The organism is Paenibacillus sp. Soil766 (genome assembly GCF_001428105.1).
GTDB lineage: Bacteria > Bacillota > Bacilli > Paenibacillales > NBRC-103111 > Paenibacillus_E.
The window spans coordinates 22,541-39,099 of record NZ_LMSJ01000013.1; the positions used below are offsets into that span (position 1 = coordinate 22,541).

A 16,559-nucleotide genomic window follows, 5' to 3' on the forward strand; every position below is an offset into this window, starting at 1 on the left:
TTGCCGGATGAATGATACCCCAAATGCTTGCCCCTCCTGCAACCACCTCCGAACGAAGTTGTTACTGGATGAACTGATACAGTCTGTACAATACCGTTGCCGCTTGCGCTCTAGTGGAGCTGCCCTTGGGTTCGAAATAGCCCGCTTTTACACCGTTCATCAGACCCGCCTGCTGCACGGCCGTGACCGCTTCTCTGGCATAGTTCGAGGTTTGCTGCAGGTCCAGGAATCCTGCTGTCTTGCCAGCGGATTCGGCGGTTACTATCGTAACTTTAAGATGTTGCGCAATCCGGTAGATCAGCACGGCCATATCCTCACGGGTGATCGTATCGTTGACACCGAAGCTGCCAGCATCCTTGCCTTGCACAATGCCAGCCTTCTGCGCGGAGGCAATGGCCCGGTAATACCAGGCATTCGGTTCGACATCCGTTAAACCAGTAACCGCTTCATAGTCGGCCAGATCGAATAAACCAACGAGCATCTGAATGAATTCCGCCCGAGTCACTAGCCCCTCCGGAGCATACAACGCTTCGCCTCTGCCTTGGACGACTTCTCTAGCCGCCAGCCCATTTACCGCCTCGCGAGCCCAAGCGTACCCATCCATATCCTGAAAGGATACCTGTACAAGTTGCGCCGCATATTGGCTGAAGTGGCTCGGTTTAAATTCGACCTTACCTGTAATGGCATTGTATCGACCGTTCTTGACCACCTCAAGCTGGCCGTCTCCCGCTATATAGTAGATCACAACTTGACTTGGATTTTCGCCGGGTGCCAGCGTATAAGGCAATTCAACCTTGATCTCGTTCCCGTCAAAGCGAGTCAAATTTTGCCCGTCAAGGCTCAATTTGAAATCATAGACGGTGGAGGAACCAATCCGTTGTCTGGCCTGTGGTGTGAGGGTTACTGGGTCCACTTTGGTGACGGACAACTGAAGATTCGAAGTTTCAGAAACTTGACTGTTTCTGAGAAGCTTCGTAGCGATAGATACCGTTCCCAATTCCGACTCAATAATAATGGTATCAACGTCGCCCTCAACTTGTTGCAGCGCAGCGGCCGGCAGGTTGATCTGCAGTTCACGAACCTCGGAAGTTTTATTCACTTTGATCATTATCGATTTATTCTTCGACTGCTTTGCAGCTGCGAGCAGATCTTTCGCTTGAGCACTTACGGTGGCAGTCCCTTGGTTTGAAGGCAGTGCTTCAAGAGAGATGACGTCTTGATTCAAATTTGAACCGGAATTCGAGTTACCGGCGGGGGCCCCTGCACCCGGGTCAGGGATTGGACCCGGATTTGGACCAGGGTTTGGACCAGGGTTGGAGTTCGCTGGCGTAACTGCCACCTTCGCTTCTTTTCCTTCTGTCGTTGCAAGCGATTCCATTTTGCTGTCTAAAGCGGTCAATGTATTCAGACTTACGGAAGCAGACCCCGTATCTGTTGCTTTGAAAGTAAGTGAAAACAGGTTTTTGTCCCCGCTAAACCCCGGCTGCTGTCCCGTATGAGTAAAAACAAGCAGGATGTTGTCGTTGGAGACTTTTGGTGCCAGAACAAAGGTCTCTCCGCTTATACTGCTAAAATAGCCCGTATACTGAAGTTTCGTTGTATCGTACACAAGCCCGATTTCTGCGCCATAGACATCCGTAAGTGAAGTCCCCTTAACGGTCAACGTCACCGTCTCTCCCGACCTCACCGTGTTCGATAAAAAATCCAATTCGAATTTATCTGATGACTCTGTCGCGTTAGAAATAGGCAGAAAAGAAACAAGGAGCAGGAAAACCAAAGAAAATACTTTTAGGTTTAGTGACATGTGAGTAGCCTCCATATAGAAAGTTTCAGATGGGGGATGACTTGAAGTCACCCCCATCTGGGCTCATCGTTTTAGTTTAGTAGTATGCGTTGTGCCATGGAGACAAGGTCAAATAAATTTAGCTTGCCGTCATTGTTCGCGTCAAACAAGCGAAGCGACTGCCAATTCGCGGAGCTGCTGGTCGCATTGTAATTCGCTGCAAGTAGGGCCAAATCACCGATACTTGCCGACTGGCTGGCCGAAGCTTGGAACAGTGCAAACGCCTGCGAGAGTGCATCGCGAGCCAGATCCACCTGAGCTTGGGTAGTATCGCTTTGAGCTGACACCGTGTTGGCTGCAGCAATGGCACTATTGAGGCTGTCGATCGCGCTTTGCGGATAGTATCCGAAGCGCGGTGCTTCCGGATTGAGAACCTTCGCATTCGCAACAGCTGCTGAAACCTCCGCGATGACCTCGTTCAATTCGGTCTTGTTCACAGGAACGATGGCGATCGTATGCCCATTCCCTTTGTTTACCGGCAACTCGTTACCGAATTGATCGGCCAGCACGATTCCACTCATATAAACATTCGTAGTCACAGATTGATTCAAAGATCGGAACGTCAGCGCGAGGAGATCCATTGTGCCAGTCACCGGAGATGGGCCTGTGCTTGCCTCTATGATCCTGTATGTCCCTTCACCATACACGCTTCCTACTACGCTAAAGCCGTCCAGCAAGGAGCTCGCGCCTACAAACTCCAGTTCAGCCGGATTGTAGTTGACCGTCACTGATTTTGCGTATACGCTATCGGTTACATTCGACAAGCCGTAGGTCAGCTGGAAGGAATCTCCCGCCGTGACGGAGCTCGGTCCACTCAACCGATACGAAAGCGTCATGTCGCTTTCTGGAATCACAACTTCCATATCCGGGCTGGCATTCAGAGAACCGTTTTTCATATACCGAACAAAATACTTGCCGGCGGCGAGACCTGTGACTTCTCTTCCTGTGATCGCAGTATATTCTGCCGCACCTTCGATCCTATACTCCATTTCCGGTGTTACGCCATGGAGCTTTCCATCGTTTCCGTTGAAAATTGTCGGCGCAACCCCTGTTGGTGTTGTCGGTGCTTGCTGCACTGGTTGGAAAACTTCCCATTCCCATAAGCCAACGCCATTACCATCCCGAACTTGCTTTGTCAACGTAACACGCAGTGATTTAACTTTCAGAACCTGGTCAAATTTATAAACATTTGTGGTTCCCACCGGAGTAGTACTAGCTACGATGCCATCGGTAACAGTCCCTGCCGTTACCCATGCACCTGTTTGGCTATCTAACGGGATGTATGAATACGTGTACTGTTTAGGCGCTTTTATACCGCCATTATCCGTCCAAAGCACCAAGTTTGAGCTTTGGATTGTTGCACCCTGCGGCCAATCATATTGCACCCATTCCTCAGAGCTTGTAACGCCCCATGTACCCCAATGCGGGTTGTTGGTAGCGTCTTTTCTGCCGTCATTTACTGCAGGAAGGCTCTCCCAGGACGAAGTGTAGCTGGCAGAGATATTGGCGGAAAACGCCATATTATTATTTCGTGGAGTCAACAACCGTAAATCTGTCAGTAGTTTTTCAATCGCCTGAGCAACTTCCTCTTCTGTAGCAGCCTTGTTCGCCATCACAGCGGATGCGTTCGCGAGCGCGACAGCAATTGGCGCTAGACCTTCACCACTTAAATTCGTAGCTTTTAATGCATTTGCATAGCTGTAAATCCTTGCTAGTTCTGTTTTGTCTGCCCCACTCGTAAATCCATTGACCTTCCATTCCAAAACGCCGCTTCCAACGATAACAGGTTTCATGTCAATACGAGCGCCTGTAATGTATGCAGGCTCAAAGGTGGTTGTGTTGTATTTATTCAATGCATTTCCGAGACCGTTTATTGCTCTTGGTGTGTACCAATTTCCGTTCTCATCACGAAGCTGTAGCTTCATATCCGTGGGTTGGAAATTCCCGGAACCATCGCGGAAAACATATACATCCATCGAGGAAGCAAGGAAAGCTTCATCCCATTGATACATGATCCATGTCGGGTCTCCTTCTTTACCCCAGTTGTGCCATGCGCTGTTCGCTGCACCTTTGGTAGGCGAGAAATCCGCTGAACTCTTTGGGTCGAACCCGTTGTTCAGTGCCGAAGGGTACCCGTCACCGCCGGAGAAACTGGCAGTAGGTGTTGCAGTCAGCGCATTATTGTTAGGTTGTGATTTCACGACATATACAGTGACACGTGCCTTCGAGTCGCTGCCTGTGATATCACCCGTGACTACGAATTCACCTTCATTCGCATAGCTGACTGGATCAAATTCGTTCCACGAAACGTCAGCCTTCCTAAATCCGTCATCGATCAGAACATCCACCTGACCAGGAAGTGCCGGTGCTGTGCCCTTTTGTGTCACAACGCTGAGTGCCCGGTAAGAGCCATCGTTGTCTTTTGTGATATTAATCGTGACATCCTTGCTGGCCACTTTGTCATCATCAGCCGCCGTAAAAGTAAACACGTAGGTGCCTGCCTTGCTAACGCCACGGGCATACGAATTTGCTTTATCACCATCGACAAAAGTAATTTCCCCTGCGCCATTTGGACTTTGCTTGAGCGTCCATCCATATGACAAATTGGGTTCAAATACCGCGCTGTACAGCGGATCCGGGGTCGCCGCACCGGATAATACGAGAATACTGCTATTCGAAGCATCTTGGACCGCAGTCACTTCCCCAATGTTTGGAGGCTGTTTTTCCGGCGCTGCGGCTAACTCAATGGTCAGTTCGCCAGAACCACTTTTTTGCCCGTCGTTGGCGGTTAGCTTGACTGTATAGGTTCCGCCTTTGGTACCGACAGCCTTTGTGGTGGTTGCCTTAGGATTGGTGAAGCTTAGTTTGCCGCCTTCTGGGGTACTGACAACCTCCCACTGGTAGGTCAGCGAGCCATTCGGTGCGCCGTCGTCGTTCACCATGCCGTTCAGCGTTAATGGAATCAACGCCTGCGGGTTTTGTGTCGCAGTCTCTACCGTAACCTGCGGAGCTTGATTTTCACCTATAGCTGTCTTTTCAATCGTCAATTCGGCCGTAGGTGCGTTGCTCATTTGGTACATCGCAACACCCTTATTGTTCTGAACATAGAACTGTCCGGCATCTGCATCATCCAGCTTAATTGTATAATAGCCATTCTCTAGGCCTGCCCCGTCAAAAGTAATCTTTGAAGCGTGCTCTTTTTCATCAAGATTCGAAATCTGCAAATGAAATGCCTTACCGTCTTTTTGAATCTGAGCACTTTCAATTTTATCACTTTCCGAGACCAGGTAAATTTTCTCATCGATTAGGTTGATGCGCTTGCCAAAACCGTCCTTTGGTGTGATATGGTAGCTTTCGCCTTCGTCAGTGACCAAAGCTCCATATCCGAAAAGTCCAAATACCGGATCGGTGACAATATCTGAACTGATGCGCAACAGCGAGCCATACAGCCCTTCCTCTGATTCGCCGGAAAAGTCCTGCCAGCCGTTGTTCATAACGCGTGTACCACCATCGTTTACGTTTTTGGTGCCGGTTCCTCCCTTCTGAGCGTTATATCTCCAAGAGATTCCGCCTACAGACTGTGCAGAAATCTGCCCCATATTAATGGCGTTGAAGTTTGAAATTTTCGCCGCATAGTTGCGCTGCTGTGCGATAGCAGACTGATCATCAGACCTCCCGTTATTCTGATAGCGGAGCCAGTCATCCATAATTGATCCCGCCAAAGACGCAGTATATTGGAAATTCCACCAGCCTTCGCCTGCGCGGAATACCGGTACGGAATAATAGTACCAAGTGGGCTGAATGCCTCGCATGGCACGAGTCTTCAAGTCAGCCATTCCCATACTTTTCAGGGCTGCGCCTGCCCGCGCGTCTTCAGGGTAGTATGTGCGCAGCGCCTTGGCTGCGGAATAGGCTCCTTCTTCGCCGGTATTGTCATATTCAAATTCTGACCCGTAAGGATAAGCGGCGTTTGTCACGTTCCGTCCTTTGGTTTGGGCGAACTTACTTTTCAGCTTCTCATACTCAGTCAGCATTCCCTCTTCTTTCAGTGCCTCAATCATATCTGGAATCTGCTGTTCACCATAGAATCCAGTTGATCCGCTGGAGGCACGGTTATAGTATATGCCATAGGCCTTTTCTAGATAGTATTGCGGCGTTTCGCGGTACTCCATCAGATTGGGATACGACTTTTGGATCCGATACATATTGAAAAATCCAGTTGCTTCCATAATTTCGGAGAACGTCCGTGTATAGGGACTTGTTGAATTCGTGTTAACACCTGAATCTTTGAGGTAGTTTGCAACCGTAAAACTACTCTGCGTATTCTTCATATAATTTTCCCACATGAAGTCGATCAGGTAGGTTTCAATTGATCGAATTTCATCTGGATTTGGATCCAGATAATTCTTCGTGACCATGAAATTGATGTTATCGTGACTCCAGTCATCGCCCCAATGGCTTGTCGTTGTGTCAAGACCGGTTGTAAGATACCAGTCACGGTAGATGCCGTAGTTAGGATTGTTCGGGTCCTTGTCTTGCGTGTTCTCAACCATAAATTCGGAATGGGCCTGCACCGTTTGGTCAAGCTCGGCCAGAACATTGAATTCAAATTGGGTGAATTTATCTACCTGTTCACTACCGGCCTTCAGCTTGTAGTTCACTCGAACGCTGTTATTGCCGATATTGCCAAATTGGAGCGAATAGATATGATGCTGTTCACCGTTTATAATCTTGGTTTCTACAAACTGTACGGATTCTGTATAATCCGGGTTCCCGTCAGGAAGTCCACGTCCGGCGCGAGAATTGTTGACCATTTTATCTCTGGTCTGGCCTGGCTTGATATCCGGAATATGCGCTTCGTCAAACGGATCATTCTCGTCAACAGACTGTATATCTATAGACTGTATGTCGATGAAGCTGTCGTCGTAATGCAGATCCAGCTTAACGGGCATATTGATCGCAGTCTGAAAGCCGGGCAACGCTACTGCATCAATCATTCCTGATTTGTACAGGATGGAGCGAAGGTTTGCCTCACGGTCCTCCATAGAGGTAGAAGCATTATTTGGGCTGTTAGCATTATCCTGCGGGCTGTTGTCACCTGCGCGTACCGCTGAAAATTTAAACTTATAAGTTTTTTCCTCATTCGGTCCCAAAACCAAGCTGGTGGCATCGGTAAAATATCCACGGCCGGTTTTCTGTATATCCTTGGAATGGATATACAAAACATTCAGCCCCGGAAACCAGCCGCCACTGTCACCGACCCAGTTTGAGTAATTACTTCCAGCACGCAGTTCTCCCGCGTCGCCCAACCAATAATCAACATACTCTATGCGTGCGCCACTTTCCGGCACTGGGGTAAACAGCATGAAATTTCCTTCGCCACTCGTGCGGATAGCATAGGAATACCCGCTGTCGGCGCCGGCAAAATTATGTGTGGTAACTCGGTTGTCATAGGTATCCGATACAGATCTATATTTGTTATTCCAAGCCATCGGCAATCCGATATCACCGAATTCAATATATTTGCTGCTTTTGTTTTTCACAGTGATACCCCACTGCATTGAACCGTCTTCGCTATTCATATCAAATACAGACTTTACGTCAAAACCTTTCATCACCCGATTGGCAGTGGAGTTCAAGTCCTGTCCTATATAGTTGACTTCCACTTTCTTACCGTCTGGTGAGGCCGTTTTCGCAATGTAAGGATTATTAGGATTGATGGTAGAATATTTTGTTGAACCACCAGCAGCCAGTGTTTTGTTTGTATCAACTTCTACAAAGCCAGCCCTGTTGTCAGGAAATTGTTCACTGTCACCGGTGCGGTAAGATAAAATCATTTCGCCCATCCATTGGTGCTGGACGTCGTTCTGTGGTGATGTATTGTTGGGCAAAACAAAATTGATAGGATTGCCATTTTTGTTTGTAGGGTTATTTTTGATATATAGTTCTTCAATCTGCCCTAAATCACCGATTTTGGCAGAAAGGCTAGCATTGGAGATGCCATCCGTTGCTGCGGCTACCGAAGGCACCGCGTTAATCCCCAAGGGCAGCGCCCCGGAAAACAACAGCAACGCGGAAGCCAGTGGAACCAGTTTTTTTGTAATCGTTTTCATTTTTACCTCCCGTTTTAATTAAATTTCTGAAAATGAATCAAATGCATTCCCAACCCTCTACGAAATACCTTTGACCAATTAGATGGAGGATGACGCCATCTATTTGACCTGCCTTGCAAGCCAATTCGATCTCATCAAGTAGTTCCCCAAAGTTAACGTTTGTATTTCTACTTCGATTCCATCTTGGAAAGCATTAAACTAGTCTGTCACCGTCTGAGTCACATTGCCATCCCCAAAAATGGTCTCCTAAGCAACAATTTTCTGGAATTAAACCACCTTTTTTTGTAAATTTCGAGAAAAATTGTGAACGCAAAACAAACCCCATACTTCAAACGTGCTTGCGCCATTTCGCGGTACGGAGTCCCCTCATGATGTTGTTATTTTTTCACGTATCCAAACCTTCGTTTCGACCGGTTTACGATTCCCCCAGCATGCGGAGGGAACGGCTGAGAACTAGCGGGCCATATTGCAAAGCGATTTTTCCAGCATTTTCGTGCACCTTAGGATTCCGCTTTATGCATTCGACGACCATCGCAAAATGCAGCTTGATTTCGTCGTGATCCGTCCGCCTTCTGTTGATATGTACATATCCCCGCTCAGTGATTACTTCCAATTCCAGTATTAACGTATGCAGTCGAGCGATAATGATCTCTCCATTCGTTCCCGTCTCAACGTTGAAATAACTATTTGACATCCTATTGGCCGATGCAAGTTTAGGGATCAAAATGATAGCGCTTGCAGTAATGACCGAAGCAATTATTGTCTGAAATGATTTAGATACTGCGATGTGTTTCCAGTGATTTTTCCATGTTTATAGCATTTATTAACCTCCTCATTTTTAGATGCAGCATTCTTGAAAGTCGTAATGAACATATGCTAACTCCTCCTAATCGTAGTGAGACTTCTGTGAAACCAGCATGCTAAACTCTATTAGTTAATGAAACCTAATGAATTCATTGTACATAATACACGTTATTACAACATTAAAATTCCCAACATATTTTTTAAAAATTACAACTAATATTTTTTCAATTGACACATGCTTATTGTAATAAATCCCCTTCATTAAATGTCATTTTTCGAAAATTCTTAGTTAAAATTTATAGATAAAGTATGATGTTGATACAGTAATTTAAATTTTTGTTTTAAAAATAAGAGCTTTTAGAGAGAGATTTATGAAACCACAAGTTCTTCATTTCATCAATCCATCAATCCCTTATTTTCTAGATTGGTCCATAACCTGAGTCGCAGAAGAATGTGGTTTCCAGCATACTTCGTATTTATCTCACTGCTAATAAAGTAGGAATCTCTCCCTTAAATTTTCGCAAAAGCTACACGGTATTTCCGCATTAAAAACACTAAAGAGCCTATGACCTTAGCAATCAAAGGAACATAGGCTTTTTGTTATCTTACTCGTTCGTCATGCTTTCCTAGTATTTACCCAAACAATCATCTCTCCTGATTGATTGAACTATAGTTACCAGTTACTTCAACAAACTGTATTAAGAATTGTGATTAATAGTTCCTCTGAGTACATATGGTGCTGATGATTTACCAATTGTTAATCCCTTTAACTCACTCGGGATATGTATGTATTCTTCTGCTCTTTGAGGTTCCATCCAAGTAACTTCCTCAATTTCTTCTGGAAATGAAATGTATATTTCTCCACCAATTACATTCCCTCTAAAGGTAAAGAAAATTGTATGATGTTCCCTATCTACAAAAAAAGCTTCACTTACACTGAATATACCATTTAATTCAACCTCTAAGCCCGTCTCTTCTTTTACCTCACGAATAGCAGCTTCTTCAAGTGTTTCACCTCGTTCTACTGTTCCACCAGGAAGTGTATAGTAGGAAGATTTCATACCCTTGTTCTTAACCATCAATACATTTTTTCCTTGTTCATCAAAGAGAAGCACATAGGCAACATCTACTCTTTTCATTTAATAAATCCCCTTCTCAAAGAAATGTGAATTATCAACAATTCGTTACATTATTTGAACTCTCCTCCTCGTTAACGTAATGAGGCTGCTAATTATGCCGGCAGCCTTCTCCGTATGTAACTAACGTTCTGCGTTAGCTACATGAACTAATCTATTCATCTATAGTTATTTTGTTTTTAAACCTAACCACATTAATAGAGATGGTAATACGGAGAATGGTAAATAGAACACACTCATTCCTTTGTATTGGAGTGTGCTTGATAATTTAACATACATGATATCAGCAATCATATACATGCTTGGTACTACACCGGCTAAATAAATATCCATAATCACCCATAATCCATCACCATTGTTGTTGTACCTTTTAAAGGCATAAATAGAAGTTATACCAATAATAGCGATAAGGGAAATAGGCATGATAGATGCTATCTCTTTTTTCCAATTACTTAACTTAACCAAACACCTTCTTCCAAAAAAATAGTAAATAAAGATATTAATTAATCCAAGTTCAATTGATAAATTAAAGGAAGTTAATAGTACTATTATGATTGTTAGAACAGAAATAACCAAATGAAATAAAAGCGATCTGAAAAAATTTATCAACAATACACAATCATCCCCCAATTCTGTAAACTTCCGTTCATCGTAATACTGCTTGCTCTTATTTTTCCACTTCTTGAATTTCTTTAAGAATGTCCGTAATTAGGACTGCCTTTGACTCTACAAGGACATTTCTCAACCAAGCCACACATTCCTCTGAAAGGCTATTGCGATTGCCATTTGGAAAGTGATATATCCATGTAATCACCTGTAATCTCTTCCCGAGAAGTTCTTTGCATATCTATAAGTCACCTCAATACATATTTTAACATGTCCTTGCCAGTTACTTGAATGGAATCAAAAAAGAGCTGCTTAAATGCAGCTCCCGAGCTATAGCAAATTTAGGTTAACTTTTGTAGTCATCTTATTGTTCGCATATGCAGCCGCACCGATCATACCAGCTTGTCCACCTAATTTCGCTTGTTCTATTTTACAAGTACGGGAAGAAAGCTTTAGAGCATGATTTCTAACGGTATCACGTACTGAATTTAGCAAGCGATCACCAGCTGCCGACATTCCACCACCGATTATAACCAATTCTGGATTTAATAGGTTGATTACATTCGAAAGACCAAATCCAAGAATCCTTCCTGTTTCTTGCATAACCTCAATTGCAAGTGAATCTCCAAGATCGTATGCCTCAGAAATCATATGGGCAGTAATTGCCGTCCGATCGTCTCCCACCCATTGCAATACGATACTTGACCGACCTTCCTCAAGCTTGTCTGTAAGAGTTTTAACCATTCCTATCGCAGACACGTATCTCCCTAGACAGCCTGAGCTTCCACAACGACAAGGGCGACCTTCCCGGTACATATTCATATGCCCAATTTCGCCCGCGCTAGATGTAGTACCGTAGAAAACCTTTCCATCATTTACAATACCAGATCCTAGACCGGTACCTAACGTGATCAATACCAAGTTTTTGTAACCAATGCCTGCACCAAACATCCATTCACCATACATATTTACCCGCACATCATTGTCGATAAAAACAGGAAACTCAAAATTACTTTTCATTTGATTCACAACATGAATGTTTTCCCAATCTGGAAAGTTTGGTGAAAAAATGGATAGACCTTCCTCTGGATCAAGTAATCCAGGTATTCCCATACCCATGCACTTAATAGAAGTTTGATGGATTCCTTCGAACGACATCATCTCTTGAACAATTTCTTTAATTTTGTTTAACACATGAGTAGGTCCTTTTGCTGCTTCCGTGGGGTCACTTCTATCGTGAATTTTTTGAAAGTCCGTGTTGAAAATTGCAGACTTAATATTTGTTCCACCAAGGTCAATTCCAATAATATATTTACTCATAACTATCTCCGCTCTCATATATTTTTAAATATTGTAAATTACTTGATTATTAAAATGAATGGACTTATGTGACTATTATCATTATCACATCGAGTTTTTCTACAGTAATCTGCCCAATAGCTTAATGAGGCTGCCACTCATTTTACGGTGGCAGCCTCATCTTGTTGATTTATTGAAGTAACGTTCCTCGTTAGCGGAAGGGTTTCGTAGCATCAATAATGAGCGACACAAAACCTAATTTCCCATCCATGTTCCTATGATCAAATCGTTTTGATCGGTAAATAAAACCTTTTGTCTCATCCCAATCATTATAATAAAATTTTCCATTTTCATCACAGTATTCAAGCAATTGTAAGTTATAGCCTGCTTCCTCGAACATTGTACGTAAAGTATGATAAGTATGTACAATTTTATGAGAAGCAGCAGGGTGATCTTTGGGACCAGGACCACCGATCTTGACTATATTCTGATACGCTTCATCTGGGAAATAGCCATCTGGTACCGCACAGCGGATGTACCCTCCCACCTTTAAAAATCTAAAGCATAAGTTTGCTGCTTTAACTCCCTCATCATAAGTAAGATGTTCCCAAACATGTTCCGCCAATATGGCATCAATTGAATCAATAGCGAACTTGTTATCCCAATCCTCGCCTACCAATAAACTTAACTCATGCTCTTCAGTGTGCAACCAATCTGAATTATTTTTACTTCCGCCAGAACCAACTACAACACGTACCAAAGTTCTCCCCCCTTACTTTAACTAAATCATATCGATTAATATGGAAATCGAAAATGGAATAAAGGCACTATTATATGGAATTTTATGACACCATGCAAATCTGCCTGAGGGATTGGAGAAGGCTGCCGTTATTATTGCTGTCGGCAGCCTTCTCCAAATGTTATTAAGCTTATGTTCCGTTATACCGATTATTTTCTTTAAACAACAATGCTTTCATTGCAAAACGAGGCAAAATTAATTGTCTTCTCCATCTAGATGGTTGATTTATTAATCGATAAAGCCATTCTGCATTTAACTTCTGCCATACAACTGGTGCTCTTTTGACTGTCCCAGCAATGATATCAAGACTTCCTCCAACGCCAATAGCAACCCTAACATTTAGTTTATTTTTATATTTATGTATCCAAAATTCAGCTTTTGGGGCTCCAAGTGCAACCACTAGAACATCGGGACTCAAGGTCGCAATCTCATCTACAATTTGTGCCTCATCCTTATGATCAAAAAAGCCATGCTGTCTACCCAAAACGGATACGTTTGGGTATCTCTTACCTATTAGTTCTGTTGCCTTTTTACTAGTCGTCTCATTCGCGCCCAGAAGATAAAATGACCAATTTTTTCTGTTACCTATTTCCAATAAATTGAATAGAAGATCACATCCTGTAACACGTTCGGGAAGTGGATTTCCCTTTAAACGAGAGACCATGACAATGCCTGCACCGTCCGCAGTAAGGTGTCCCGACTCATCAATTATGGTACGGAGCAGTAAATCATGTTGACAAGACATGGTGATTTCAGGATTTAGTGTTACCACATGGAACAGTTCCGCCTTTTTTTCCTTTATTACTTGGTCAATAATATGGACTGTATCTTCCATAGTTATTTTTGGTACTGGAATTCCCATTATTTGCGAACAGTTCTCCATAGAATCCACCTTAGGTTTTTAACCACATTTTAACATAAAGGATTACTCCAAACTATCCTACGCAGTACCTCACGACCCTAACGGGACACCTTGCCGGTTTGGTGATATATGTTGAAGGCCGCCAAGTTGAGCTGTTGCCGCTGGGCTCCCTAACTTATTAAATATATACTTCTCTATTCAGATTCACAATGTCTTGGTGCGAATATCCTCCAGTAGTTGACGATAGCTTCTCTATAACTTTATCTCGTTGAGATGGGGCTTTTTCTTTATCTGCTTTTTTTAATGCTTCGGTAAGTTCCTCTTTGGTAAGTTCTGTGCAGTATGCAGGGGTTCCTGGCTGTTGCCTCCACGAATCACTTAAAGATCCGCTATCTACTGGGTCGAAGCCTAGCTCATTTACTATGTTCATGGTTATTTGTTTATGCAACTGGTTATCACCAGCAATCGCTATGGCAATGCGTCCACTAGTATCCTCGGGAGTTCCTTTATATTCTAACGTATAGGCTAATAAATTGTTGAAAGCTTTAGTGGTAGGTCTGCCTAAATGATTGGATACCCAAACACTTTCAACCAACCCGTTCTCAATTTCTTCAATTTCCTTGTCTCTTTGTGGATAATAATTTGATGTGTCTACAACAACTACTTCCTCCCCAACTTTATCCACAACGTTGCGAATGCTTGGCAGTGCGTGGAAAGGGATAGATATGACTAGAACATCAATATTTGTAATTACATCATCTACATTCACAGGTGTTCCTACAAGTTCTTTTCCTTCTAGCCGTTCAATCCCGCGAGCATCTGCAATTTTGACATCATGTCCATTCTCAACTAATTTTTTTGCGATATTCGACGCGATTGGTCCTGCCCCTATTATTCCAAATCTCATTTTCATTTCTCCCTATTCTATAAGTTATTTTACTTCGGAGATCGTCTAGTCGTCTGCCGTCGTGTATATCAATGTATTGATTTCATCGTCTCGCCATTTACTACGACGCGGCGGATGAAGAACGCCATACCCAAGCCAATCAATGCGATAATCATTGTAAACAAGAACACATTTTGAGATCCGGACGTCATCGCGTTTGCAATTTCGGTCTGCTTGGTCGAAGAGGAGGAGCCATGCAAGTATCTCTCCATACCACCGGTAAGAAGACTATTTGCGACCGCTGTTCCAATCGCGCCTATAACTTGCTGTAGTGTATTCATGACTGCCGTACCATGCGGGTATAATTCCGGTGGCAATTGATTTAGCCCATTCGTTTGAGCAGGCATCCATATCATGCCTACCCAAACCATGAGCCCGATATGCAAAGCCACGATAAAGGCCACTCCATTTGTAGTGCTAGTTGCATCTCTTTTCCTTTTCCCATGTTTCTCTTCTCCTTTATTTTATAGTTGGACAAAGTAACCAACCAATATCTATTTTTTAGCTTTGATTAAGCGATATAGGGTTATTCACTATTTAGCTTGCTAAACAATAATCTGGATTTAGTTAGCATGCTAAACATAAATGCAAGAGTTAACTTATAATAAGTTACTCTCCATTTGCTTCAAAAGCCGCCTTAATAATAAGCGCTCTTCGGGTAAAATGGAATGCAGTAATTTTTCTTGCTGCTGTTTCCATTTGAATTCAACCGGGTTTTCTAATTCTTTGCCTTTATCGGTAAGGAAAATTCGCATAACCCTTGCATCATCTTGATCGCGTTTACGGTGTATAAATCCGTTTTGCTCAAGGGATTTAACCATATTTGTTACCGTAGGCGGCTCGCATTTTAGATGTTCGCACAGTTGCATTTGTGTTACCCCATCGCCTAACCACAAACGGTATAGCAAGTTCTCTTGGCCAACGTAAAGATTAAGTTCCCGTAGAGACTCGCTATAATCTCGTCGCATTTGGGAGGAAATTCGATCTAACGACTGGCGAATATCGCAGTCCACCGTATATGTCATTAATATTTCTCCTCCACATTCACGAATTATATTTAGCTCGCTAAATATATCACGCTGGAATTCTCGCGTCAACAGAACCTAATACTAATTAACGGAATACAAGCCTTCACATAGCCCAGAACCCCTTGAATAAAATCAATGGCTGCACCATATTAGTGATAAACATATGCATAACTGTAATTGTCAGGCTACTCATAAGCGGCGAACTCTCTATGATTTGTGGAGATTTTAGAGCAAACTACTATGTGCTGCATGACTACAAACATTATTCCCTTTGTAATTGTCTTACATTCAACACACACGTTATTCTGCCCGTAAATGTGAGCGAAAGGCTGCCGATAGTGCCGGCAGCCTCCCATTGCTGTGTATTGAACAATCTGTGTCTCGTTAGCGTAACGATGAATTCATTGAGAATTTAAAGATTCAATTAACTGTTCTAATTCTAGTTCTAACATTGAATTAAGACGAATAGTAAAATTATCGAAAACCAAATCTTTAGTTAGCTCATTTGGAACAATTACAGTGTGCATTTCTGCTGCTGTTGCGGCTTTAGCACCATTTGGGGAATCCTCAAAAGCAATGGCATTATGTGAGTTAACTCCAAAATAATCTAGTACATTTAAATATAGTTCTGGATCTGGTTTCACATTTTTGACATCTTCATGAGTTCGGATACAGTCAAAATACCCAACTAGATTTAATTCTTCTAAATTGGGCATAACCCAATCATATGGAGCACTAGATGCAAGACCAATTTTCAAACCCAGTTTCTTTGCTGATTTCAAATAATTCGCAACACCTGGGCGTTCTTTTACATTTTTAATCAACATGTCATATTTTTGTCTTCTTAGTATTCTCAATTCCTCACGATTGATTGGTCTTCCAATAGATTCTTGCAAATAGGAATATGGGTCAAATGCATTCATATGTCCACCAATTCTTTTGCAATATAATTCTAATGGGAGTTCAATACCATGCACTCTAAAAACCTCTTGAAAAGAATAAAATTCAAATGTTTCCGTATCTCTAATTAAACCATCAAAATCAAATACAACTGCTTCAATCACCTATGTCGCCCCCACTTTATTACTATACCAAGTTAACGCATTACCATAATAAATAATTA

At 43.0% G+C, this 16,559-nt stretch carries 12 protein-coding genes; all 12 read right to left on the minus strand.

Translation table 11 applies throughout. From position 1 onward, the window contains the following. Positions 1-61: 61 nt before the first annotated feature. The 12 genes from ASG89_RS11635 to ASG89_RS11685 all read right to left on the minus strand — a co-directional run bounded on the left by ASG89_RS11635 (position 62) and on the right by ASG89_RS11685 (position 16,500). Positions 62-1,804, minus strand: a complete 1,743-nt coding sequence (locus ASG89_RS11635) for an S-layer homology domain-containing protein (protein ID WP_057310795.1) — start codon at positions 1,802-1,804, stop codon at positions 62-64. A 71-nt stretch (positions 1,805-1,875) separates the two neighbouring features. Beyond that, on the minus strand, positions 1,876-7,956 hold the full coding sequence (locus ASG89_RS11640; protein ID WP_057310797.1) for a DUF5695 domain-containing protein: 6,081 nt from the start codon (positions 7,954-7,956) through the stop codon (positions 1,876-1,878). 415 nt (positions 7,957-8,371) lie between these two features. Beyond that, positions 8,372-8,650, minus strand: coding sequence for a beta-L-arabinofuranosidase domain-containing protein (locus ASG89_RS36300; protein ID WP_162259694.1), 279 nt, complete (start codon positions 8,648-8,650; stop codon positions 8,372-8,374). Positions 8,651-9,458: 808 nt separating this feature from the next. Then, a complete protein-coding gene (locus tag ASG89_RS11645; RefSeq protein ID WP_057310799.1) occupies positions 9,459-9,899 on the minus strand; it encodes an NUDIX hydrolase in 441 nt (146 codons plus the stop codon). 165 nt (positions 9,900-10,064) lie between these two features. Further along, entirely contained in the window at positions 10,065-10,361 is a 297-nt protein-coding gene (locus ASG89_RS11650) for a hypothetical protein (protein WP_057310801.1), read from the minus strand. 471 nt (positions 10,362-10,832) lie between these two features. Then, the gene (locus tag ASG89_RS11655) at positions 10,833-11,822 is read right to left on the minus strand and encodes an ROK family protein (RefSeq protein WP_057310803.1); all 990 of its coding nucleotides are present in this window, start codon (positions 11,820-11,822) and stop codon (positions 10,833-10,835) included. 190 nt (positions 11,823-12,012) lie between these two features. Then, positions 12,013-12,561, minus strand: a complete 549-nt coding sequence (locus ASG89_RS11660) for a class I SAM-dependent methyltransferase (protein ID WP_057310805.1) — start codon at positions 12,559-12,561, stop codon at positions 12,013-12,015. Positions 12,562-12,730: 169 nt separating this feature from the next. Beyond that, positions 12,731-13,435, minus strand: coding sequence for a WecB/TagA/CpsF family glycosyltransferase (locus ASG89_RS11665; RefSeq protein WP_321166493.1), 705 nt, complete (start codon positions 13,433-13,435; stop codon positions 12,731-12,733). 205 nt (positions 13,436-13,640) lie between these two features. After that, a complete protein-coding gene (locus ASG89_RS11670; protein WP_057310809.1) occupies positions 13,641-14,369 on the minus strand; it encodes an NADPH-dependent F420 reductase in 729 nt (242 codons plus the stop codon). A 68-nt stretch (positions 14,370-14,437) separates the two neighbouring features. Further along, the gene (locus ASG89_RS11675) at positions 14,438-14,800 is read right to left on the minus strand and encodes a hypothetical protein (RefSeq protein WP_057310812.1); all 363 of its coding nucleotides are present in this window, start codon (positions 14,798-14,800) and stop codon (positions 14,438-14,440) included. A gap of 207 nt (positions 14,801-15,007) precedes the next feature. Then, positions 15,008-15,433, minus strand: coding sequence for a MarR family winged helix-turn-helix transcriptional regulator (locus ASG89_RS11680; protein WP_057310813.1), 426 nt, complete (start codon positions 15,431-15,433; stop codon positions 15,008-15,010). A 404-nt stretch (positions 15,434-15,837) separates the two neighbouring features. Beyond that, on the minus strand, positions 15,838-16,500 hold the full coding sequence (locus ASG89_RS11685; RefSeq protein WP_057310814.1) for an HAD family hydrolase: 663 nt from the start codon (positions 16,498-16,500) through the stop codon (positions 15,838-15,840). Positions 16,501-16,559: the final 59 nt, after the last annotated feature.